Raw genomic sequence first — 21362 nt, 5'->3', positions numbered from 1 at the left:
TGGCAGTGGAACGTACAGCGATCAATCCGGTGACGTGGTCGGCGGAGTTGGGCTTCGATCAAGGCACGCTCGTTTCCGGGCACACCCGGACGCTGTATTGCTCCGGCCAGACCGCCATGAGCCCGGATGGTGAACCCCGGCACGATGGCGATATGGCGGCGCAACTGGCACTGAGTCTCGACAATCTGGAAGCGGTACTCAGCGAGGCGGGGATGTCCGTGGCCGATCTGGTACGGCTCAACGTCTACACCACCGATGTCGACCTGCTCTTCCGGCATTACGGTGTCCTCGCGTCGCGGTTGGGCGCGGCGAAAGTGGCGCCGGCCACCACGATGCTCGGGGTGACCCGGCTGGCGATACCGGGCCAGCTGGTCGAACTCGAAGCAACCGCTGTCGCGTGATCGTGGCGTCCGGGCCGGTCCGGGCGCTGCGCTCGGCAGCCGTCCGCCGACCCGGGAAACGCTGACTCTCCGGTTCGGGACCGGAATCCGACTGTGCCACGGCGTCATGGTTCGGTTGTTCGCGCCGGCACGGCTGGACCGAGGGAAAGGCGTCGGATGCCCGTACGGGGCAGTGGCCGGACGCAGGTATCGGTCGGCCGTGGCCGGCGAACTTGCCGATTCGCGCCATCGGCACCGTATGCCGTGTTAGCTTCTAGAATGAATTTCAGTTTTAGTGCGGCGGCCGGTTTCCGATGGAGCGAAATCACGCGGCCGTGCAGGGTTGGAAGCGTGATATGAGAACAGTTCTGTCCCGCCGCGGTACGGCAAAATGGCGTGCGGCGATCGTGCTCGCGGCGACTGCCCTGATCGCCACTGCCTGTGGTGATGGCTCCGACCAGGCCGCAAGCGCCACGCCGGGCGCACTGATCACGGCCACACCGGTGCGGGTCTCGCCGGATTCGGTGATACCCGAGGATGCCCGGACCGAGCGGATCACCTACCTGTCGCAGTCCGCGGCCGGCCGGCAGATCCTGGTATCCGGCACGGTAACCGTTCCGGCCGGTGAACCGCCCGAGGGCGGCTGGCCGGTTATCAGCTGGGCGCACGGCACCACCGGCGTCGGTGATGCCTGCGCCCCGTCGGCGCACAGCGTCGGCGGGCCGGCGCGCGACTATCTCGCGGTCACGGATCCGGTGATCGCCCGGTGGGTATCCGCCGGTTACGCGGTAGCCGCCACGGATTACGAGGGATTGGGAACCCCCGGCGAACATCCCTATATGAACGGTGTCAGCGCCGCGCACACCGTGACCGATATCGTGCGTGCCGCGCGCGGGCTCGATTCCCGGATCGGGGCGAAATGGGCTGTGGCGGGCCATAGTCAGGGCGGGCACGCCGCCTTGTTCACCGCCGCTCAGGGCGCGGAATACGCTCCCGAGCTCGACCTCGTGGGCGCCGTGTCCTACGCGCCCGGTAGTCGCACCAGCGATACCGCCGCGTATATGGCAGCCGGTGGTCCCGGGGTGCGTGCGGCGATACCGTTCCTGCCGGTACTGCTGCTCGGTGCCGAAGCCGCGGATCCGGCGCTTTCGGCCGAGAACATGATCAGTGATGCGGCGCGGCCGTTGCTCGACGCGGCCCGCACGGGTTGTATGGACCAGATCAAAGCAGCGTCGGCCAGGATCCCGGCCGATGATCTGTTCGCGCCCGGCGCCGACACTGCCGCCCTCACCGCCTACTTCGCCGGTCAGGAACCGGAAGGGCTGCACCTCACGGTCCCGGCGCTGGTCGCACAGGGCACCGACGACGCCCTGGTCGGCGCCCCGATCACCACGCAGATCACCGAAAAGCTGTGCGCGGGCGGTTCCGTTGTGGACTACCGGACCTACGAAGGCGCCGATCACCGCGCTGTCCTCACGGCCGCGGCCGACGACGTCGATGCCTTCCTGCGCACCCTGTTCGCCGGGGAACAACCCGGCGCCACATGCGGGACATGACGGCTCCGCCGGCGTGCGCACCCGCGACGGGGTGCGCGGGCGTTTTCGCTCCCGCGCTGCGGATCTTCGCCACGTACGGCGTTTCCACGCCGTACGTCTCTACATGTCGTCCCGGCCCCGCGTTCTCGACGTGCTGCGTAGGTCATTCGCAACAGCCGGCACGCTCGAGGCCCGGCCGGCTGTGCGGTCGCGGTGACGCAGTGACGGCCGGACGGCCGCCGGCGGACCGAGTCCGAGTGGGCTCGGCTCAGTCCTTGCGGGCGACCGCGCCGTATGCCCCGGACCGTTCCGGATGCTCGCCGATATCGTCGGGGTGCTCGGGCCGCCACAGCGGGAGGTGGACGAGCCCGGGATCGACCACCGTCCAGCCGGTGAAGTAGGCGGCGATCTCGTCGCGGGTGCGGAGCACGATCTCGGTGGACGTGCGGCCGGACAGCTTCTGGGCTTCCAGAACCTCGGCCGGCTGCCCATCCGCGGTGGCATGGGTGATCGCCAGGTAACTACCCGCCGGGACCGCCGCGCCGAGCCGGGTGACGCAGCCGGCGGGGTCGGCATCGTCGGTGACGAAATGCAGGACGCCCAGCAGCAACACCGCGACCGGTTTGTCGAAGTCGATCAGGCTGCGCACCAGCGGATCGGCGAGGATCGTTTCCGGGCGGCCCGCGTCGGCCTGGACCACGGCAGCGTTCGGATTATCGGCCAGGATGGCCGTGCTGTGGGCCACCGCGACCGGGTCGATATCGACGTAGACGACCCGCGCCGACGGGTTGGCCGCCTGTGCCACCTCGTGCACGTTACCGACCGTCGGAATACCGGAGCCGATATCGAGAAACTGCTCGATTCCCTGCTCGGTGAGGAACCGGACGCAGCGGCGCAACAGATCCCGGTTCGCGCGCATGGTCTCGGCGACATTCGGGGTGAAGGTCTCGATCTGCTGGGCGAGTTGCCGGTCGATCTCGAAATTGTGCATACCGCCGACGAAATAGTCGTAGACGCGGGATGCGCTGGGTCGATCCAGGTCGATACCTTCGGGGGCCCAACTCGGTCTGGTCATCGGTCGGTAATTCCTTTCGCGCCAACGTTTTCGGTGTCGGCGATGCCGGGACCCGGATGGCGGTCATGGTATCCGATCGGGGTGGGAAGCGGGTACGTTCCACATAGGCGGCCGCTTACGGCTAGCATCGAACCCCATGGGTTGGGATGCCGGGCCCGGTGCGTTACCCCAGGGCTCGTATGCCGACCTGGCCGGCCGATGGATGACAGCGTTGCGGGATGGTGCACGCGATCACATCGTGCCGATGAGCGCCGCCGAAACCACCGAATTGCTGACCCGGCTGGCTGCCGAGCTCTGCGCGGCCGCCGCACCGCCGCCGGCCCCGGAGCGGGCGGCCGAGGCCGGCGCCGAACTGGCCCGCGCCCACCTCGTGGGTGAGGAAGTACTCGGCCGCAGCCTCGGTGTGCTCGGCGCCCATCTCGCCGCCATCGGTGTCCCGGCACCGCGTGTGGCCACGACACTGGGCGCCTTCGCCAACGGTTATCTGCGCGCCTTCCGGGCCTGGCTGCTGGCCGAGCAGGAAAGCGTCCGGGCCGCCGAGATCGCGGCCCGGCGGGTCGCCGAAGAACAGTTGCGCGCCAGCGAAGCACGGATGCGCGGCGTATTCGCGCAGGCCGGTGTCGGTACCGGGCTGTCGGATATGACGGGCCGGATCATCGAGGTCAACGCGGCATTCGCGGAGATGCTCGGGTACCGGCCCGAGGAGATGTGCGGCATGCTGGTGACCGACCTCGCGCACCCGGAGGACGAATCCGGGATGTGGGAGTTGTACGGGGCGCTGATGGCCGGCGGCTGCGACAGTGTCCGGCTGGAGAAGGCATACCCGCACCGGGACGGGCACGCGGTGTGGACCAACCTGAACGTCTCGCTGATCCGGGACCAGCGGGGCGCCCCGCAGTACACCCTGGTGCTGGTCGAGGACATCTCCGAGCAGCGAGCACTGCAGGCGAGCCTGCGCTACCGGGCCCACCACGACCAGCTGACAGGTCTGGCCAACCGGTCCCGGTTCTTCGATGCGCTCGCCGAGGCGTTCGCCGCCGGGGACTCCGGCGTCGGCCTGTGTTACGTGGACCTGGACCATTTCAAGACCGTCAACGACACCTACGGTCACGCGGTCGGCGACGAGTTGCTGGTCGCGGCCGCGGCCCGGCTGCGGGAATGCGTCACCGAGCCCGGGCAACTGGTCGCGCGGATGGGCGGCGACGAGTTCGTGATCCTGGTGCCCGACCCTGCCCGCCCCGGCGATGTGGCAGCGCTGGCCGAGACCGTGCTGGCGGCGTTCTCCGAACCTTTCGACATCAACGGTCAGCACCTGCGCGTGAGCGCCAGCGTCGGGGTGATGGAAGAACGCCCCGACCGCGCCGATGCAGACGAATTCATGCAAGCCGCCGACACATCCATGTATTGGGCCAAATCGGCCGGTCGCGGCTGCTACGCGGTGTTCGACCCCGACCGAGGCCGTCGCGAGCACGCCCGTGCCGAACTGTCCGCCGCGATCCCCGAGGCGCTGGCCGCCGGGGAATTCTTCCTCGAATATCAGCCGATCGTCCCCCTGGCCGGAGACCGGATCGAGGCCGTGGAGGCGCTGGTGCGGTGGCGTCATCCCGACCTCGGTGTACTCGCACCTGTCGAATTCATCGACCTGGCCGAGGACAACGGCCATATCCCGGCCCTGGGCGCCTATGTGCTCGGGCACGCCTGCCGCGCCGCCCGTCGCTGGCACGACCTCGACCCCGAGAGCGCCCCGGTAATCAGTGTGAACGTCTCCGCAGTGGAGTTGGCCGACCCGGCCTGGCTGACCCGGGTGGAGAACACGCTCAGCGACACCGGGATCCCGCCGCAGCGGCTACAACTGGAGCTGACCGAGCGGGCGCTCATGGCCGACGACGGCGGACCGCTCGCGGCCCTGCGGACCCTGGCGGACGCGGGAGTGCGTATCGCACTGGACGATTTCGGCACCGGCTACTCCAATCTGGCGTATCTCGGCCGGCTGCCGCTGCAGGTGGTGAAGCTGGCGGGTCCGTTCGTCCAGCGGATCCGCGACAGCAACAGCGCCGACGCCACCGATTTCGTGGTGCTGGAAACGATCGTGGGTCTGACGCACGCGCTCGGTTTCACGGCCACCGCGGAATGTGTCGAGACCCGGTTCCAGGCCGAACAGTTGCGCGCCCTGCACTGTGATACCGCGCAGGGGTGGTACTTCCACCGGCCGCTGCCCGAGGAAGAAGTGACCGAACTGCTCGAGCGGCAGCGATCCGGTCTGCACGGTTTCGCCGCCGGGGCCGCCGGAGCCGGCCGATGGGCAAACGGGAAATGACGGTGAAAGCGTCGGCATCGTGGTGGCGCGGGCGGTAGCGCCGGGGCGGTCGGGCTGGGAAGGGCGGTGCAGTCCGTCGGGCGGTGGTGGGACGGGCCGCGGCGGATACTCGGAGAATGGCGCGATACGAATCGCAGGCACCACCGCAGTGGCGCGGCACAGGTGATCGCAAGTTCCCGCTGGCCGCCGAGGTCGACGGACACTGGTGGGTATTGCGGCTGAACCCGTTCCCCGACCACAGCCTGTGGACACTGTTCGTCGACGGCGTCGCTCGCTACGACCTCGACGACGCGCCGCCCGGCTGGGGTCGTCTCGCTCCGTGGTCTGCGCCACCGCTGGACCCGTGGACCGCCGACAGCTTGCTGGCGCCCCTGCGCGATTTCACCGTCTACGGCAGCGAGGCCGGCCGGCCTTGCGACGATGATTTCTGCTGCGGCTGACTGCACGGCCGCACAGTACGAGGAGAGTCGGCTGCGCCGGGTGCCGGGGCACCACGTGAGCGGATCCGGAGGTGCATCCGATCAGTGGCGCCTAGACATCACCATCATCGGTGGCAACCGTTGGCACGATGCCGAGTTCGTTCGATACCCGGTCGAACAGGTCCTCGGCTCGGTCGATCTCTGCTCTGGTCAGCCCGCCGAGGAGAGGCAAGGATTCGCTGTCGATGTCGAGAACCAGCGCGACCAGGGCAGCTTCGATGAGCTTTTCCGGGTCCACCGGGCGTCCGCTGAGACGTTCCAGCGCCAGCATGCGTAACTGTTCTACGGCTTGGCCGGGGCTGACAGCGTAGCGGTCCGATGGCTCGACGGCCGCCGAGTCCGGTGGTCCGCCACTGTCGCCGAGAAGGTAGTTCCAGAACGGAACCGTCGCGTGAGCCGACGCGAGATCGCTGGGTCGTCCCAAGAATTCGTGCCGAAGATAGTCGGAAAGGTCGAGGCCGTAGTAGATCGCGTCGGTCTGAACGATCGACAGCACGGGGTGACCCCATTGCCCCGCGATGGCGGGCAGGAACCGGTGACCGAACACGGGAACCAGCTGCGGCACGTTCGCGAGCTCGCGGCGTGCGATTTCCAGACATCGGATCGTCTCGGCGGGCCGGTCCCCCCATACCGGGTGCCAGAAACCGTTGTATTCGACGTCGAAAAGCACACCGGCGGCGGGTTGGGCGAGCCATGCATGCAAGACTTCCGGGTCGCCGTGTCGCCAGTCCGGCCAGCCTCGCCGGCCGGACTCGCCCGGTCTGTCCACGGGAAGTCCGGCCGCCAGGAAGGCGCGGTGGTCGTCGGCGAATCGAAAACTGTAGCGGGATTCGATGGTGTCGAATTCGCCGACGGTCAGCCCCGGCGTGATCTCGGCCGGTAGCTGTCGCTGAAGCCGGCGAGCGGATTCGGCCGAACACCTGTCACGCCGGCGCTCACCCATGGCCGCTCGAACTCGCCGCTGTCCTGACCCGCCCGAGCAGTTTCATCACGATCCGCACGCGACCCCATTGTCCCCGACGTCTTTATCGAACCGCCTGCCAGGCACGGGGAGGAGATCAAGCGACAAACCGCTCCGGTTCCCGGACGGCGGCGCGCCACTGCTCGTCGACCTCGTCGAATCCGGGCCGGCCGGTTCCGATGAATGCCACCAGCCACGAGAGCACCGCGGCGAACCGGTTCCGGAAACCGACCAGGTAGAACAGGTGCACCGCGAGCCAGATGAACCACGCGATCGTGCCGCGGAAGGTGATCCGCTCGTTGAGTTTGGTGACCGCGCTGAACCGGCTGATCACCGCCATACTGCCCTTGTCCCAGTACACGAACGGTGTACCCGGGTGTTTATCGCGGCTGATGATATCGGCGGCGTGCCGGCCCTCCTGCATGGCGACCGGCGACTGTCCCGGATAGCCGTTGAGCGAGGTCATATCGCCGATCGCATAGATATCGGCATAGCCGGCGACGGTCAGATCGGGGTTGATGAGCAGCCGCCCGGCCCGGTCGGTCTCGCATCCGGTGGCGGCGGCCAGCAGTTTCGCGAACCCGCCTGCCTGCACCCCGGCCGACCAGACGATGGTTTCGGCGTCGATCTGCCGCTGCTGACCGTCTTTGTCCTTGACGGTGACCTGCCCGTCCTCGATATCGGTGACGAAGGTGCCCAGCAGCACCTCCACGCCGCTGCGGGTCAGTGATTTCTTCGCGTATTCCGAGAGCCCGCCGCCGAACGGCGGCAGGACGGCGCCCGCGCCTTCCACGAGGGTTACCGAGACTTCCTGGTGGAAGTGCCGCTTCGCGAGTTCTTTCAGCTGTCCGGCCACCTCGACACCGGTGGCGCCGGCCCCGACGACCACGAAGGACAGCAGCCGGCGGCGGGTCTGCTCGTCGGCGTCGGCGGCCTCCCGGAAAACACGTTCGATCTGCGCGCGCAGCAGTTTGGCGTCGTCGATGGTTTTCAGCGAATAGGTCTTGTCGGCGAAATCGTCACGTCCGAAATACGACTGGCTGGCGCCGGTGGCGGCGATCATCGACCCGTAACGGATGCGCCGGGCCCCCTCGGGGGTCTCGTAGGTGAGGATCGCGGCATCGGGGTCGATGGCGGTGACCTGACCGAGCCGCACATCCGCCTCCTCGTGCCGGCGCAGGATGTTCGCGATGGGGGGCGCGATCTCCTCGGACGCCAACACCCCGGTGGCGACCTGGTACAGCAGCGGCTGGAACAGGTGTTCGGGTGTGCTCGAGATAAGGACATAATCGACGCCCGCCTTCGCCAACTGCTTGGCGGCGGCGAGCCCACCGAACCCCGATCCGATGATCACGACATCCGCGTACTCGACGCCGGCGCCGATTTCCGTGACGTTCTGCATGACAGCCTCCTTCACTCATGACTAACCGTCATCCAGAACGCAGATATTTCAAGGTTCAGGGCGCATAATTGAGATGACTCTTATCTGATCTCGTCATGAATGGGGTGAAGATGGAACTTCGCCAGCTCACGTACTTCGTCGCGGTGTGCGAGGAACTCAGTTTCAGCCGGGCCGCCGCCCGCTGTTTCATCTCGCAATCGGCGATCAGTCATCAGATCGCCCGGCTCGAACACGACCTCGGCGTCCAGCTCTTCGAACGCTCGACCCGATCGGTCGTCCCCACCGACGCGAGCACAAGGTTACTACCGCTTGCGAAGCAGATGCTAGGTCTCGAATCCGCGATCCGGGCTTCCATCCGCACCACCGGCCCCAGAATCCGGCTCACCGCGAATATGTCTTTCGCCACACGATCGCTGTCGGCTATTGCGGGTGCCCGCGAGGCCCATCCCGGAGCCGAGATCGAATTCGTCATCAAACCCTTCCGCCAGCGGGTGGCCGCGGTGGCCGACGGCGATTGCGATCTCGCCCTGATCCGCGGCAGTGTGCAGCAGGCGGGACTGATCGTCGAACAGCTCTGGGTGGAGGATCTCACCCTCGCCACCGCCCCTGCTCACCCGCTCGCCGGCCGCACCGATGTCACCCTGTCCGAACTGAGCGACTACCCGCTGCTGCTCCCCCCGGAATCCGAGCAGGTCCTCATCCACAATGTCATCCGCGCCGCCTTCGCCGACCTCCCCGTCGGACCCACTTACGGCCCGCCCATTCCCCCCGACCACACGGCCACCATGGAGCTGATCAACCACCCCGACGCCTGGACCGCCCTCTACGCGAACAGCTCCACCGAAGGTATCGCCACCCTTTCCCTGGCCGACCAGCGTCTGCGCATCCCTGTCTCGGCGGTCCTACGCGCCGACACGCGCCGCACGCCCATCCTCGCGACGCTGCTGGATGGACTGCACGTGGCATAGCATCCGGAGCCGGCCCGGTCGAAACGGCCGCTCCCGCCGAGATATGCGGCGGGATGGGATCGCGCCGAACCGGCCAACGGCGGGGTGATTCGTCCGAATCGCGACCATTGTCAACGATGCCGGTGGTCCGTCCGGTTCCCGGCGGGATGCGGCCCGTGGTCGGCAGGGGAGCGAACTCGAAGGAAGCTGCTGGTAAACGGCCGGTGTGAGCTGCATCTCGTTAACCGAACCGGCATACCGACGACACTCCCCGGATGCCCGGACGCAGTGTCGAACTGGCCTCCTGAGCCTTATGGCTATTACATCCGTGCTGACCGCGCCGGCTCGACCGGCCGGCGGCGAGGATCACCGGTCCCGATACGCACTGATCGTTTCCTCCGATACCGACCACCGCATCGCGGCGCAGCGCCTGCGGTACAACGTGTTCGCCGGCGAACCGGGATTCCGGATCCCCGACAACGGGACGGGTCTGGACGTCGACCGCTTCGACGAACACTGCGACCACATGCTGGTACGCGATGAGGTCACCGGCGAATTCGTCGGTTGCTACCGGATGCTGCCACCGGACCGGGTCGCGGCGGCCGGCGGCTACTACACCGCCACCGAATTCGACCTGTCCCGGCTGGATCCGGCCGGGATGCGGATCGTGGAGATGGGCCGGGCCTGTGTGGTGCCCGAACATCGCAACGGGTCGGTGCTCACACTCATGTGGGCGGGGATCCTGCACTACATCCAGCTCACCGGTTACGACTGGGTGATGGGCTGCGCCTCGGTGCCGATGCGAAACCGCCCGGAGGATCCGGCCGGGGTCAATGTGCGCGGGGTGCGCGATTTCCTGCTCGCGAAACATGCGTGCGCACCGGAGAAGCGAGTGCGGCCGTACCGCCCGGTCGTGGTGGACACGGTGGCGCTCGACGATCTGCCCGCGCCCACCCGCCCGAAAATTCCGCCACTGCTCACCGGATATCTGCGGCTCGGCGCGGAGATCTGCGGCGAACCGGCGCACGATCCGGATTTCGCGGTCGCCGATTTCGTGGTGCTGCTGGGGTTGGACACCATCAACACTCGCTACTTGGACCGGTTACGCGGCGCGGCGGCGAATTTCGACGGTGGGCGGTGACCCGATGCCGGTTCGGACGCTGGACGAACACATCGAAGTAACCGCGCCGCAGCATTCGTGGATGCCTGTCAGTCCGTGCGGGGCCGGATGCGTCCAGCGCAGTGCCGAGGTGGGTGTGCTGCGCGCCGGGGCCCGGGCCGTGGGTGCGCTGTCGGTGCTGGCCGCCTATCCGTTCGCGCATATCGTTACGCCGCCGGCACGCCGATCCGGCGTGCAGCGCCGCTTTGCGGGGATGCTGCTGCGCAGCTGCGGGATCCGGCTTCGAGTGGTGGATCGCCGGCCGGTGCCGGGCCGGCCGCAGTTCGCGCCGGCCGGCGCCGGCGTCCTGGTGGCCTGCGGGCATATAGGCTGGGCGGACATCATCGTGCTGGCTTCGGTGCAGCCACTGGCGTTCGTTGCGCGGGCGGATCTGATCGACTGGCCGCTGCTCGGGCGGCTGGCCCGGATCATGCGGGTCGTGCCGATCGAGCGGGAGCGCCTACGCCGGTTGCCGGCGGTGGTGGAGCAGGTGGGGCAGCGACTGGCCGCGGGCGAGCGGATCGGCTTCTTCCCGGAGGGCACCACCTGGTGCGGCCGGGCCTACGGGAAACTACGGCCGGCGATTTTCCAGGCCGCGGTGGATACGGCGACTCCGGTGCAGCCGGTGCGCTTGCGGTATCTGGATCCGCACGGCAACAGATCGACCGTGCCGGGTTTCGTGGGTGACGATACGCTGATCGGCTCGGTGATCCGGGTGTTGCGAGCCCGGGGTCTGACAGCCGAGGTCGTGCTCGCGCCGGTCGAGCCGGCGGGCGACGATCGGATCGATCTCGCGCGGCGGTGTGAACGGGCAGTCCGGGCGGAGGAACTCTCCGATTCGGCGCATGCGGTGCTCGCCGCGGCCGATCGGCAGTTGACGAAGGCGGCGGTGGCGGCGCCCGTCTGATCGGGGAATCGGTTTACGGCCGGATCCGGGTGACGGACCCGGCCGTGTCGTTCCATCTGGTGTCACGCTTGCAAATGTACCGCTGAGCAACGGCAACATATCTTGCGGAATCAGAAGGCGCTGCCGGTCCCGGGCAGGCCCGGGAGCCCTACCAACGGCAGCGGCAGGTGCGGCAGCAGCGGCAGATGCACCGGCGGGGTCGGCAACAGGGCCGGGGGAGCCGGCGGAATGTAGGGGTTGGGCACATTCCAGGTCTGGTTCTGGGTGCCGCCGCGGTGGTTCTCGTGGTTCCAGTCGGCCGGAGCGTCGTAGTCGCTACCGCGGTTTCCGCCGTAACCGGCATGCGAATCCCGGTCTTCGCGATCGGTGTGGCCGCTGTTGAACTGGTCGTTCCAGCCGTCGTAGTTGTGCTGGTTGTGGTCGCGATAGCCGTACTGGCCGTTGTCGTCCCAGCCGAAATCGCTGTCGTTCCAGCCGGCGCTGTGGTTGCCGAAGCCGGAGTCGTCGTCGCCGAAGCCGTGGCTGTCGTCGTTGCCGAAGCCGCCGGAATCGTCCGAATCGCTGATCGGCGCCGCGGCGACGGGGTCGGCGAGGGCATTCCCGGTGGTGAGAGCCAGCGGCGCGAGGGCGAGGACCGCGATCGTGGCGATCCGGGCGGCGATGCGGCGGGTGCGCTGTTCGGGGGTTCGGTTCATCGGTGGAGTCCTCACTCGTCTCGCTCCGCTGGACCTGCGGGGCGGTAGCGCTTCCAGAGCGCTTTATCGATACATTCACTACCGTACCGCTAACCAACGGCACATTCAATAGGTTTCCGAAAAGATTGAGCAACTTCTGCTTCACTTCGCGCCGATATCCCCGCGACCGGCAGATTCGCCGGCCGGGCACGGGTGCGGCCGACACCGCAACCGGCGCGACGCCCCGCGGCCCGGCGTTGTGGACCGCCGTGAACGAATGCGGCTACGGTGGACCCGAACAGGTCGAACCTGCTGTTCTGCTCTCGAAATCGGTGGCGCCGCATCCGAGCGTGCCCAGGGGTTGCCCGGAAGGCTCCGGCGTAGCCGGGCGCGGCGGCTTCGGCAGGTGCACCGCTGACCACGGTCACCGGTGCTTCCACGACGGCTCCGGCTCCGGATCCGGGCGACTATCCAGGAATGTGGGGCAGAGAACTATGGCGATCAGCCAGGTGGCGGTGTATGCGCACCTGAGCGTCAACCAGATCGAGTGCCTCGGGCGCGAACTCGACGAGATCAGACGGGATGTCGAAGACGGGCTCGGGGCCCGCGATGCCGGGTATATCCGGCACACCATCGCCTTTCAGCGGGCCCTGGACGCGGTCGCGCGGGCGACGATCGGATTCAGCCGGCGCCGCAGCGGCTGGTTCGCCGGAACCGGCGGGCTGGCGCTCGCGAAGATCGTCGAGAACATGGCGATCGGCCACAATGTGAGCCACGGCCAATGGGATTGGATGAACGACCCGGAAATCCACTCCACCTCCTGGGAGTGGGATATGGCCGGGCTGTCCGCGCAGTGGCGGCATTCCCACAACTACCGGCACCATGTTTTCACGAATGTGCTGGGCCTCGACGACGATATCGGATTCGGCGTCATGCGGGTGACGCGTGATGAACGCTGGCAGCCCGGGCATCTGCTGCAACCGCTGCGCAATCTGCTGCTGGCGGTCACCTTCGAATGGGGTATCGCCTCGCAGGGTTGGTACCTCGAGCGGAAGTTCGGCCGGGTCCCGGCCGACGGGAAAGGGTCCGCGCGGGCCCTGGCGGCGAAAATCGCCCGGCAGATCGGCAAGGACTACGTGGTTTTCCCGGCGTTGAGCGGTCGCCGGTGGCGCCGGACACTGGCCGCGAACGCGACGGCGAATCTGCTGCGCAATCTGTGGGCCTATGTGGTGATCGCCTGCGGTCATTTTCCCGACGGCGCGGAGAAATTCGAACCCGAGGTGCTGGCCGGCGAGACCCGGGCGCACTGGTACCTCCGGCAAATGCTGGGCACCGCGAATTTCGACGCCGGACCGGTACTGGCCTTTCTCAGCGGGCATCTGTCGCATCAGATCGAACACCATCTGTTCCCCGATCTGCCGAGTAACCGGTACCCGCAGATCGCGGTGCGGGTCCGGGCGCTGTGCGAGAAATACGACCTGCCGTATACGACCGGGCCGCTACCGCGCCAGGCCGTGCTGAGCCTGCGCACCATCCACAAGCTCGCGCTACCCGACAGCCTGCTCACCGCGACCTCCGACGATGCGCCGGAGACCGCGTCCGAACGCCGATTCGACGCCGTGGGCGGTACCGGACAACACACCGGCGCAGGCGGTCTGCGCACCGCCCTGCGACTGCGAAAGGCGACTTCCCGGCCCGCCGGCGCGTAAGGTGGAGGGGGCCCTGGCCCCGCGACCCGTTCCGGCGCGGGCCCGGACCGTCGGATGATGAGCAATCCGGTCCGTTCGGGCCGAGTCAGGAGTATCCAGCACAGCACCGGATCCGATCGGGACCGGGGCGCTGCCCACTACGCCCGATCGGGCGGTTCGGTGCGCGGTGGACCGGCGCCGTCCCACGGGCGGGCGCCTCGCTCGGTGATGCGGGCGGAGTCGCCGCCGGCGACCACCGCACACCACGCACCGACTGCGAAACCTTCTACGACCGGAGTATCGATATGCACGAAAGCAATCTGTTCAGTCACGTCCCCGCGGAACCCGAGGTCTATCCGGCTTCGGCCGTCGCGAACCAACCGGTGTTCTCCAGCGCCACGAACGAGAACCGGGCCGCGGGCGACGCCACACCCGAAGACGGTGCCGAGCGTTCCTGAAAGCACGAAGCCGGCCACGGACCGGCGACCGGCTGCCACACGTGCGGTCGGTTGTCCGGTCCGGTGCGGGGAATATCAGCGGCCGGGCGGATGTTCGCCGGATGTGGGGATCCCGTAGTACGCCGGGGATGCCCGGAAGATATGCAGGTCAACGGTGGGATAGGCTTTACCGGTCATGAAGTCGGCTTTTCCGGGTGCGGTCAACGGTGTGCCCACGACGGTTTACCTCGATCATGCGGCGACCACACCGATGCTGCCCGCCGCCATCGAGGCGATGAACGCTGTCTTCGGGACAGCCGGGAACGCGTCCTCGCTACACGGATCGGGCCGGGCGGCCCGCCGGCGGCTGGAGGAGGCCCGCGAATCCATCGCCGCGGATCTCGGGGCCCGGCCCTCCGAGGTCATCCTCACCTCCGGCGGGACCGAAAGCGATAACCTCGCGGTCAAGGGTATTTTCTGGGCCCGGCGCGATGCCGATCCGCGATGTACCCGGATCCTCGCCGGTGCCACCGAACACCATGCGGTGCTCGACGCCGTGGAATGGCTGGAACGCCACGAAGGCGCACGGGTCACCTGGCTGCCGGTGGATTCCGACGGCATCGTCGCGCCCGAAACGCTGCGTGCCGAACTCGCCGGCGATTCCGGCGAGGTGGCCCTGGTCACCGTGATGTGGGCGAACAACGAGGTCGGATCCGTCCAGCCGGTCGAAGAACTGGCGGCCATCGCGCGCGCCGCGGGAGTGCCGATGCACAGCGACGCCGTCCAGGCCGCCGCCCAGCTACCCATCGATTTCGCGGCCAGCGGGCTGGCCGCGGCGAGTTTCGCCGGGCATAAGCTCGGCGGCCCGCACGGTGTGGGGGTGCTGCTGCTCGGGCGGCAGGTGGGCTGTATTCCGCTGCTGCACGGTGGCGGGCACGAACGGGATCTGCGGTCGGGAACCTCCGATGTGGCCGCCGTGGCCGGACTGGCCGCCGCGCTGCGACAGACCGTCGCGGAAATGCCCGGCCGGACAGCAGAACTGCTCGCGCTGCGCGACGAACTCATCGCCGGGGTGCGCCGGATCGTTCCGGACGCCGTGCTCAACGGCCCGCACGACGATCGCCGGCTGCCGGGCAACGCCCATTTCACCTTCCCCGGGTGTGAAGGCGATTCGCTGCTGATGCTGCTGGACGCCGCGGGAGTGGAATGCTCCACCGGTTCGGCGTGCACGGCCGGGGTCGCCTCGCCGAGCCATGTCCTGATCGCGATGGGGGTCGAGCCCAGGGAAGCGCGCGGATCGCTGCGGTTCTCGCTCGGGCACAACTCACAGCGGTCCGATATCGAGGCCCTGCTGGATGTATTACCGCAAGTGGTGGAACGAGCCAGAGCTGCCGGCCTGGCCGGTGCGAGAGGAGGTGCGTAGCGTATGCGCGTACTCGCCGCGATGAGTGGTGGAGTCGATTCGGCGGTGGCGGCGGCCCGGGCTGTCGACGCCGGTCACGAGGTGGTCGGGGTCCATTTGGCGCTGTCGAGCGCGCCGGGCACCCTGCGAACCGGTTCCCGGGGCTGCTGCTCCAAGGAAGACGCCGGTGACGCCCGCCGGGCCGCCGATGTGCTCGGTATCCCTTTCTATGTGTGGGATTTCGCCGACCGCTTCAAAGAAGACGTGATCGACGATTTCGTCGCCGCCTATGCCGCGGGCGAGACGCCGAACCCGTGCCTGCGCTGCAACGAGAAGATCAAGTTCTCCGCGCTCGCCGACCGCGCGGTGGCCCTCGGCTTCGACGCGGTGGTCACCGGGCACTATGCGCGACTGGCCGACGGTGTGCTGCGCCGCGCCGTGGACGCGGACAAGGACCAGTCCTACGTCCTCGCAGTACTGACCGCCCAGCAGTTGCAACGAGCCATGTTCCCGGTGGGGGACACCCCGAAACCGCAGATCCGCGCGGAAGCCGCCGATCGCGGCCTCGCGGTGGCGGACAAACCCGACAGCCACGACATCTGCTTCATCCCCTCCGGTGACACCCGCGCCTTCCTCGGCGCGAAAATCGGCATCCGGCCGGGTGCGATCGTCGACTCCGGCGGCGCCGAACTCGGCCGCCACGACGGCGTGCACGGATTCACCATCGGCCAGCGCAAGGGACTCGGCCTGCCCGGGCCCGGCCCCGACGGCAAACCGCGCTACGTCACCGAGATCGATCCGGACTCCGGCACCGTGCACGTGGGGTCGGCCGATGATCTGCAGGTGTGGTCCATCGACGCCGAACGGGCCGTCTGGACCAGCGGTGCGGCACCCACCGGCCCCGTGGACTGCGTGGTGCAGGTGCGGGCGCACGGCGGCACCGCCCCCGCCACCGCGGAAGCCGTGGGCGACGGGCTGCGAGTGCGGTTGCACGAACCGCTCAGCGGTGTCGCGCGCGGCCAGGCCGCCGTGCTGTATCGGCCGGATACCGCGGGTGACATGGTTCTGGGTAGCGGCACCATCGCCGCCACCGCGCGTACGGCACCCGCCGGCGCGTCCCGATGAACCAGGCCGAATTCCCGGCCGGGGTGGCGACGGGGGTCGGATCGTGGCCCGGGACCGACCCGCGTGAAGCCGCCGCGGTGATCGCCGGCGAGCTGCCCGGGCTGCCGCACCTGGTGGAACTGCCCGCCCGCGGCGTGGGCGCGGATACTGTCGGGCGGGTGTCGGCGCTGCTGGTGGATATGCGTTTCGACACGACCCCGCGTGGCTACCGGCTGGCAGCGCGGCCGGGTGGGGTTTCGCGGCGGGCACACGATCTGCTGCGCACCGATCTGGACGCCTTGCAGGAGGCATGGGAGAACGCTGGGCTGCGCGGGTCGGGACGGCCGGTGAAGGTACAGGCGGCCGGCCCGCTGACGCTGGCGGCGCAGGTGGAACTGCCGGGCGGACACCGGGTACTCACCGATCGCGGAGCCGTACGAGACCTCGCGGATTCGCTCGCCGAAGGTTTGGCCGCGCATATTGCCGAGATCGTCGCCCGGCTCGAAACCGGGGTCGTGCTGCAATTGGACGAACCTTCGGTAGCCGAGGTGCTCAACGGTTCGCTGCACGGGGCCAGCGTCCTGAATACGATCCCTGCCCTGCCCGAACCGGAAGCGCTGGCGATTCTCGACGCGGTACTGACCCCGCAGCGAGTGCCCACCCTGGTGCATACCTGCGCAAAGCGGCCACCGCTGGATTTCCTGCGCCGATCCGCGGCCGGTGCGCTCGGATTCGATCTCGCGGCGCTGTCCGGAACCGCCGGCCTCGACGCAGTGGGACAGGCGCTGGACGCCGGTAAGCGCCTGGTGCTCGGGCTGGTGCCCACGAGCGCCCCCGGTGCCCCCGTGACATGGCGCGATCTCGCGGAACCGGGTGCGCGCCTGATGGACCGCCTCGGCTTCCCCCGCGCGACCCTGGCGCGGCAGGCGGCGGTGAGCCCGGCCTGCGGACTCGCCGGTGCCTCGCAGAGCTGGGCCCGGGACGCACTGCGACTGGTCTCCGATACCGCAAAAGCCTTCGAACAGGACCCGGAATCGCTGGTACCGCAGTAGCCGTGAGCCGGTGAAGTGACGGTTCCGCCGCCCGCGGGCGGGGTGCGGCCGAAGCAGGACTTTTCCGGCGAGGGCGTTGTTCGGGGTGCGGGCCGATTCTGCCCATCCGGGGCGGCGACCTGCCATTACGGTGCGTGGAAGTGTCGGTGGGCTGGACTAATCTGCGAGATGTGAGCGAGATCGAGGCCCCCACCGAACGGGATACTTCCACCGGCGAGGCCGCGCCACCGCCGGCTGCCGGCGAAGAGCGTGCGCGTTGGCAGGAGCTCGCCGATACGGTGCGCGAACATCAGTTCCGCTACTACGTCCGCGATGCGCCGATCATCTCCGACGGCGAATTCGATCGGCTGTTCCAGCAGTTGCTGGCGCTGGAGGAGCAGTACCCGGATCTACGGACCCCGGATTCTCCCACCCAGCTGGTGGGCGGCGGGTTCGCCACCGATTTCACCCCCGTGGATCATCTCGAGCGGATGCTCTCCCTGGACAACGCCTTCTCCGCTGCCGATATGCGGGCGTGGGCCGCACGGGTCGAGGAGGAAACCGGCCCGGATCTGCATTATCTGTGTGAAGTCAAGATCGACGGGGTGGCGCTGAACCTGGTGTATCGCCACGGCAAACTGGTCCGCGGCGCCACCCGCGGCGACGGGCGCACCGGGGAGGATGTCACCCTGAATGCGCGCACCGTCTCCGATATTCCCGGCGAATTGACCGCCACGGCGGAATTCCCCATACCCGAACTGCTGGAAGTGCGCGGTGAGGTGTACTTCCGGCTCGAGGATTTCGAAACGCTCAATGCCGCGATCGTGGCGGAGGGCAAACCGCCGTACGCGAATCCACGCAATACCGCGGCCGGTTCGCTGCGGCAGAAGGATCCGTCGGTCACCGCGCGGCGGCGATTGCGGATGATCTGCCACGGTCTCGGGCGTACCGAGGGGTTCACGCCACGGTCCCAGCACGAGGCCTACCGGGCACTGGCGGCCTGGGGGTTGCCGGTGTCGGCGCATACCGAGCTGGTCGGCGGGATCGAGGCCGTGCTGGACCGGATCACCTACTGGGCCGAACACCGCCACGATATCGAGCACGAGATCGACGGACTGGTGGTGAAGGTCGACGAACTGCTGCTGCAACGCCGGCTCGGTTCCACCTCGCGGGCGCCGCGCTGGGCCATCGCCTACAAATATCCGCCGGAGGAAGCCACCACGAAACTGCGCAATATCGCGGTGAACGTCGGGCGCACCGGGCGGGTCACCCCGTTCGCGGTGATGGAACCGGTGGTCATCGCCGGGTCCACGGTCTCGATGGCGACCCTGCACAATGCCGCCGAGGTGGTGCGCAAAGGCGTGCTGATCGGCGATACCGTCACCATCCGCAAGGCCGGCGACGTGATTCCGGAAGTGCTGGGGCCGGTGGTGGATGCCCGCACCGGCGACGAGCGCGAATTCGTGATGCCGACCCACTGTCCGGAATGCGGTACCGAACTGGCCTACGAGAAAGCGGGCGCTGCCGATATCCGTTGCCCGAATCAGCGCACCTGCCCCGCCCAGTTGCGGGAGCGGGTGTTCCATATGGCCGGTCGCGGTGCGTTCGATATCGAGGCGCTCGGTTACGAGGCGGCGGTCGCGCTGCTGAATGCCGGCGCCATCGCCGACGAGGGCGACCTGTTCGCTCTCGACGCCGAGCGGTTGCGGAATGTCTCGCTGTTCGTCAACAAGGACGGCAGCCTCTCGGCCAACGGCCGCCGCCTGCTCGACAATCTCGCCGCCGCCGCGGACGTTCCGCTCTGGCGGGTGCTGGTCGGCCTGTCCATCCGCCATGTCGGGCCGACGGCGGCACGTGCCCTGGCCGCCGAGTTCGGCAGTCTCGAACGGATCGAGCAGGCTTCCCTGGCGGAACTGTCCGGTGCCGAAGGCGTCGGGCCCACCATCGCGGCAGCGGTCGCGGAATGGTTCACCGTCGACTGGCATCGTGCGATCGTGGACAAGTGGCGGGCCGCGGGGGTCCGGATGGCCGATGAACGCGACGAGTCCATTCCGCGTAACCTCGAGGGCCTGTCGATCGTGGTCACCGGGTCGCTACAGGGTTTTTCCCGCGACGGCGCCAAGGAAGCGATCCTGCAGCGCGGCGGAAAGGCCGCCGGATCGGTTTCCAAGAAAACGGCTTTCGTCGTGATCGGCGATTCCCCCGGTTCCAAGGCCGCCAAGGCCGAGGAACTCGGTGTACCGATCCTCGATGAGGACGGTTTCCGAACGCTGCTCGAATCCGGTCCGGATGCGGTGCGCCCGCAGGGGGTATCGACAACCGGCCCGGAAGCTCTGGACGGATAGCCGTCCGGCAGGCAGGCCGGCTCATCGAGAACTGTAGCTTCCGCCCGCTTGTCCGGAGCCGTTCGGGAGCCCGCGCTCGCCGCACCGAGTAGAAGGGCCGGGCCGGCGGTGCGGAAGATCATCCGACGAACCGGGCAACAGTGTCAAGGCCGGCAACCGCAGCGCTCCAACGTTTGTGCCGCAAGTGTTCTCGATCTCGCGGACACGTGCATTCGACACGATCGGTATCCCGGTCCCGCGGAATCGGGGCCGGGCACGGCAGGATGGCGGGATGCTGCGCAGTTTTCGGGTGTCCAACCACAAATCACTGGCCGACCTACAGGAATTACGGTTGACCCGCGGCAGTGCGCCGGTGGCGGTCCCGGTGACCGCGGTACACGGCGGCCCGGCGGCCGGTAAATCGAATCTGGTCGACGCGCTGGGACATATGCGCGAGGCGGTATTGCGTTCGGTGACCGGCTGGGATCCCTACGCCGGACCCGAGCGTGCGCCGCATCTCGGGCATACCGGCCGGCCGGCGGAGTTCGAGGCGGTGTTCATCGCCGAGGAGACGCCCTACACCTACGGGTTCCGGCTGGATGCCGCGGATGTGGCGGCCGAATGGCTCTACAGTCATCCGCGGTCGCGGAAGCGGATCGTGTTCGAACGCGAGGGCGAGGCGGTGCGGGTCGGGCCCATGTTCGAAGCCGCGCGGTTCGGGATCACCGCGCTGATACCGCTGGTGCGGCCGAACGCGCTGCTGTTGAGCCTGGCCGGGCAAATGTACGCCGAGGCGCTGGTGCCCGCCTACCGCTGGTTCGAGACGATGCTCGAGGTGCTGCGCGGCACCGGCGATATCGACTCGGTCGAATTGCGGGTGGGTTCGCATCTGTCGCGGTCCACCGAGAACGCTGCCCGGGTGCTGACCTTGCTGCAGACCGCCGATCTCGGTATCACCGATCTGCTCATCGCCCAGAACGATCCCGGTTACGCTGACTACCTGCGCGACCTCGACGCCGACATCGCGGCACTGAGCGAGCAGACCGATCGCGCGGCGGGCTCGGCCGCGTACGCGGCACAACTGGAACAGGACAGTGGGCTCACCGCGGCGCAGCTGGCACGTGAACTGACCAATATGCGCAATGCGCGTGACGCCCTGTACACGCGGATGGTCGCACGGCGCGGAGTCGGGCTGCGGCTGGTGCACACGGGTGTGGAACCGGTGTTCACCCTGGCCGAGGAATCCTCGGCGACCGTGGCGCTGCTGCGGCTGCTACCGGTGCTGCTCGACGCCTTGGACGCGGGCAAGGTGCTCGTCGTCGACGATATCGGCGCGCAACTGACCGTCGAGGAGGCCGACCGGCTGATCCAGCTGTTCCAGAACCCGGAAACCAACACCCGCGGTGCGCAATTGGTGTACACGACCGGCGACCGCGCCCTCGTCGACCGTGGTAACGGCCGCTCGGCGCGGACCCGGACCGGCGTCTGGACCGTCCGCCGATCCGAGGCCGGTACGAGCACCCTCGCGATGTCCTGAGAA

19 protein-coding genes are annotated in these 21362 nt (G+C 68.2%); 14 read left to right on the top strand and 5 right to left on the bottom strand.

What is annotated here, in order from left to right; all coding sequences use genetic code 11:
* Positions 1-5 precede the first annotated feature (5 nt).
* Positions 6-401, top strand: a complete 396-nt coding sequence (locus tag IU448_RS08565; protein WP_324188549.1) for a RidA family protein — start codon at positions 6-8, stop codon at positions 399-401.
* A gap of 335 nt (positions 402-736) precedes the next feature.
* A complete protein-coding gene (locus IU448_RS08560; RefSeq protein ID WP_195054849.1) occupies positions 737-1936 on the top strand; it encodes a lipase family protein in 1200 nt (399 codons plus the stop codon).
* A 247-nt stretch (positions 1937-2183) separates the two neighbouring features.
* On the opposite strand, the gene IU448_RS08555 is transcribed toward IU448_RS08560, so the two are convergent.
* Entirely contained in the window at positions 2184-2990 is an 807-nt protein-coding gene (locus IU448_RS08555) for an SAM-dependent methyltransferase (RefSeq protein ID WP_195054848.1), read from the bottom strand.
* 136 nt (positions 2991-3126) lie between these two features.
* Here IU448_RS08555 and IU448_RS08550 point away from each other — a divergent pair, with 136 nt between their 5' ends.
* Complete coding sequence (locus tag IU448_RS08550; RefSeq protein WP_195054847.1) at positions 3127-5307, top strand: putative bifunctional diguanylate cyclase/phosphodiesterase; 2181 nt, start codon at positions 3127-3129, stop codon at positions 5305-5307.
* A 116-nt stretch (positions 5308-5423) separates the two neighbouring features.
* Positions 5424-5747 carry a hypothetical protein gene (locus IU448_RS08545; protein ID WP_195054846.1) on the top strand — a complete coding sequence of 108 codons (324 nt, stop codon included), beginning with the start codon at positions 5424-5426 and terminating at the stop codon, positions 5745-5747.
* Between the two features lie 91 nt (positions 5748-5838).
* Here IU448_RS08545 and IU448_RS08540 read toward each other — a convergent pair whose 3' ends face one another.
* Both IU448_RS08540 and IU448_RS08535 read right to left on the bottom strand, forming a co-directional pair.
* Positions 5839-6456 carry a hypothetical protein gene (locus IU448_RS08540; protein ID WP_195054845.1) on the bottom strand — a complete coding sequence of 206 codons (618 nt, stop codon included), beginning with the start codon at positions 6454-6456 and terminating at the stop codon, positions 5839-5841.
* Between the two features lie 388 nt (positions 6457-6844).
* A complete protein-coding gene (locus tag IU448_RS08535) occupies positions 6845-8149 on the bottom strand; it encodes an NAD(P)/FAD-dependent oxidoreductase (RefSeq protein WP_195054844.1) in 1305 nt (434 codons plus the stop codon).
* Between the two features lie 110 nt (positions 8150-8259).
* Between IU448_RS08535 and IU448_RS08530 the strand changes: the two genes are divergently transcribed.
* From IU448_RS08530 to IU448_RS08520, 3 genes are all read left to right on the top strand, one after another.
* Positions 8260-9117 (top strand): LysR family transcriptional regulator, encoded by an 858-nt coding sequence (locus IU448_RS08530; RefSeq protein WP_195055132.1) that lies wholly within the window; start codon positions 8260-8262, stop codon positions 9115-9117.
* A 292-nt stretch (positions 9118-9409) separates the two neighbouring features.
* Positions 9410-10237 (top strand): GNAT family N-acetyltransferase, encoded by an 828-nt coding sequence (locus tag IU448_RS08525; protein ID WP_195054843.1) that lies wholly within the window; start codon positions 9410-9412, stop codon positions 10235-10237.
* A gap of 61 nt (positions 10238-10298) precedes the next feature.
* The gene (locus IU448_RS08520; protein WP_195054842.1) at positions 10299-11162 is read left to right on the top strand and encodes a lysophospholipid acyltransferase family protein; all 864 of its coding nucleotides are present in this window, start codon (positions 10299-10301) and stop codon (positions 11160-11162) included.
* A gap of 110 nt (positions 11163-11272) precedes the next feature.
* Here IU448_RS08520 and IU448_RS08515 read toward each other — a convergent pair whose 3' ends face one another.
* Positions 11273-11857 (bottom strand): hypothetical protein, encoded by a 585-nt coding sequence (locus tag IU448_RS08515; protein WP_195054841.1) that lies wholly within the window; start codon positions 11855-11857, stop codon positions 11273-11275.
* 473 nt (positions 11858-12330) lie between these two features.
* Between IU448_RS08515 and IU448_RS08510 the strand changes: the two genes are divergently transcribed.
* Both IU448_RS08510 and IU448_RS08505 read left to right on the top strand, forming a co-directional pair.
* Positions 12331-13545 (top strand): fatty acid desaturase family protein, encoded by a 1215-nt coding sequence (locus IU448_RS08510; RefSeq protein ID WP_195055131.1) that lies wholly within the window; start codon positions 12331-12333, stop codon positions 13543-13545.
* A gap of 284 nt (positions 13546-13829) precedes the next feature.
* Positions 13830-13982: a hypothetical protein gene (locus IU448_RS08505; RefSeq protein ID WP_195054840.1), complete on the top strand. Its 153-nt coding sequence runs from the start codon at positions 13830-13832 to the stop codon at positions 13980-13982.
* A gap of 75 nt (positions 13983-14057) precedes the next feature.
* Here IU448_RS08505 and IU448_RS08500 read toward each other — a convergent pair whose 3' ends face one another.
* Complete coding sequence (locus IU448_RS08500) at positions 14058-14198, bottom strand: hypothetical protein (protein WP_195055147.1); 141 nt, start codon at positions 14196-14198, stop codon at positions 14058-14060.
* Between IU448_RS08500 and IU448_RS08495 the strand changes: the two genes are divergently transcribed.
* From IU448_RS08495 to IU448_RS08475, 5 genes are all read left to right on the top strand, one after another.
* Positions 14158-15384, top strand: a complete 1227-nt coding sequence (locus tag IU448_RS08495) for a cysteine desulfurase family protein (protein WP_195054839.1) — start codon at positions 14158-14160, stop codon at positions 15382-15384. The two genes, IU448_RS08500 and IU448_RS08495, sit on opposite strands and share 41 nt — an antisense overlap.
* Before the next feature lie 3 nt (positions 15385-15387).
* Positions 15388-16488 (top strand): tRNA 2-thiouridine(34) synthase MnmA, encoded by a 1101-nt coding sequence (mnmA, locus tag IU448_RS08490; protein ID WP_195054838.1) that lies wholly within the window; start codon positions 15388-15390, stop codon positions 16486-16488.
* Positions 16485-17519 (top strand): methionine synthase, encoded by a 1035-nt coding sequence (locus IU448_RS08485; RefSeq protein ID WP_195054837.1) that lies wholly within the window; start codon positions 16485-16487, stop codon positions 17517-17519. The genes mnmA and IU448_RS08485 overlap by 4 nt, the downstream gene beginning before the upstream one ends.
* Before the next feature lie 179 nt (positions 17520-17698).
* Positions 17699-19843 (top strand): NAD-dependent DNA ligase LigA, encoded by a 2145-nt coding sequence (gene ligA / locus IU448_RS08480; RefSeq protein WP_195055130.1) that lies wholly within the window; start codon positions 17699-17701, stop codon positions 19841-19843.
* A 271-nt stretch (positions 19844-20114) separates the two neighbouring features.
* Positions 20115-21359, top strand: a complete 1245-nt coding sequence (locus IU448_RS08475) for an AAA family ATPase (protein ID WP_195054836.1) — start codon at positions 20115-20117, stop codon at positions 21357-21359.
* The last annotated feature ends 3 nt before the right edge of the window (positions 21360-21362 follow it).

Origin of the sequence: Nocardia flavorosea, from assembly GCF_015477805.1 — a bacterium.
Classification (GTDB): domain Bacteria; phylum Actinomycetota; class Actinomycetes; order Mycobacteriales; family Mycobacteriaceae; genus Nocardia; species Nocardia flavorosea_A.
The sequence above is the reverse complement of the archived record's forward strand: the minus strand, read 5'-3'. Positions and strand labels throughout refer to the sequence as shown.

Coding starts and splice junctions, on each gene's coding strand:
- IU448_RS08560 (WP_195054849.1), top strand. CDS start 737: ATGAGAACAGTTCTGTCCCGCCGCGGTACGGCAAAATGGCGTGCGGCG.
- IU448_RS08555 (WP_195054848.1), bottom strand. CDS start 2,990: ATGACCAGACCGAGTTGGGCCCCCGAAGGTATCGACCTGGATCGACCC.
- IU448_RS08550 (WP_195054847.1), top strand. CDS start 3,127: ATGGGTTGGGATGCCGGGCCCGGTGCGTTACCCCAGGGCTCGTATGCC.
- IU448_RS08545 (WP_195054846.1), top strand. CDS start 5,424: ATGGCGCGATACGAATCGCAGGCACCACCGCAGTGGCGCGGCACAGGT.
- IU448_RS08535 (WP_195054844.1), bottom strand. CDS start 8,149: ATGCAGAACGTCACGGAAATCGGCGCCGGCGTCGAGTACGCGGATGTC.
- IU448_RS08530 (WP_195055132.1), top strand. CDS start 8,260: ATGGAACTTCGCCAGCTCACGTACTTCGTCGCGGTGTGCGAGGAACTC.
- IU448_RS08525 (WP_195054843.1), top strand. CDS start 9,410: ATGGCTATTACATCCGTGCTGACCGCGCCGGCTCGACCGGCCGGCGGC.
- IU448_RS08520 (WP_195054842.1), top strand. CDS start 10,299: ATGCCTGTCAGTCCGTGCGGGGCCGGATGCGTCCAGCGCAGTGCCGAG.
- IU448_RS08515 (WP_195054841.1), bottom strand. CDS start 11,857: ATGAACCGAACCCCCGAACAGCGCACCCGCCGCATCGCCGCCCGGATC.
- IU448_RS08510 (WP_195055131.1), top strand. CDS start 12,331: ATGGCGATCAGCCAGGTGGCGGTGTATGCGCACCTGAGCGTCAACCAG.
- IU448_RS08505 (WP_195054840.1), top strand. CDS start 13,830: ATGCACGAAAGCAATCTGTTCAGTCACGTCCCCGCGGAACCCGAGGTC.
- IU448_RS08495 (WP_195054839.1), top strand. CDS start 14,158: ATGAAGTCGGCTTTTCCGGGTGCGGTCAACGGTGTGCCCACGACGGTT.
- mnmA (WP_195054838.1), top strand. CDS start 15,388: ATGCGCGTACTCGCCGCGATGAGTGGTGGAGTCGATTCGGCGGTGGCG.
- IU448_RS08485 (WP_195054837.1), top strand. CDS start 16,485: ATGAACCAGGCCGAATTCCCGGCCGGGGTGGCGACGGGGGTCGGATCG.
- IU448_RS08475 (WP_195054836.1), top strand. CDS start 20,115: ATGCTGCGCAGTTTTCGGGTGTCCAACCACAAATCACTGGCCGACCTA.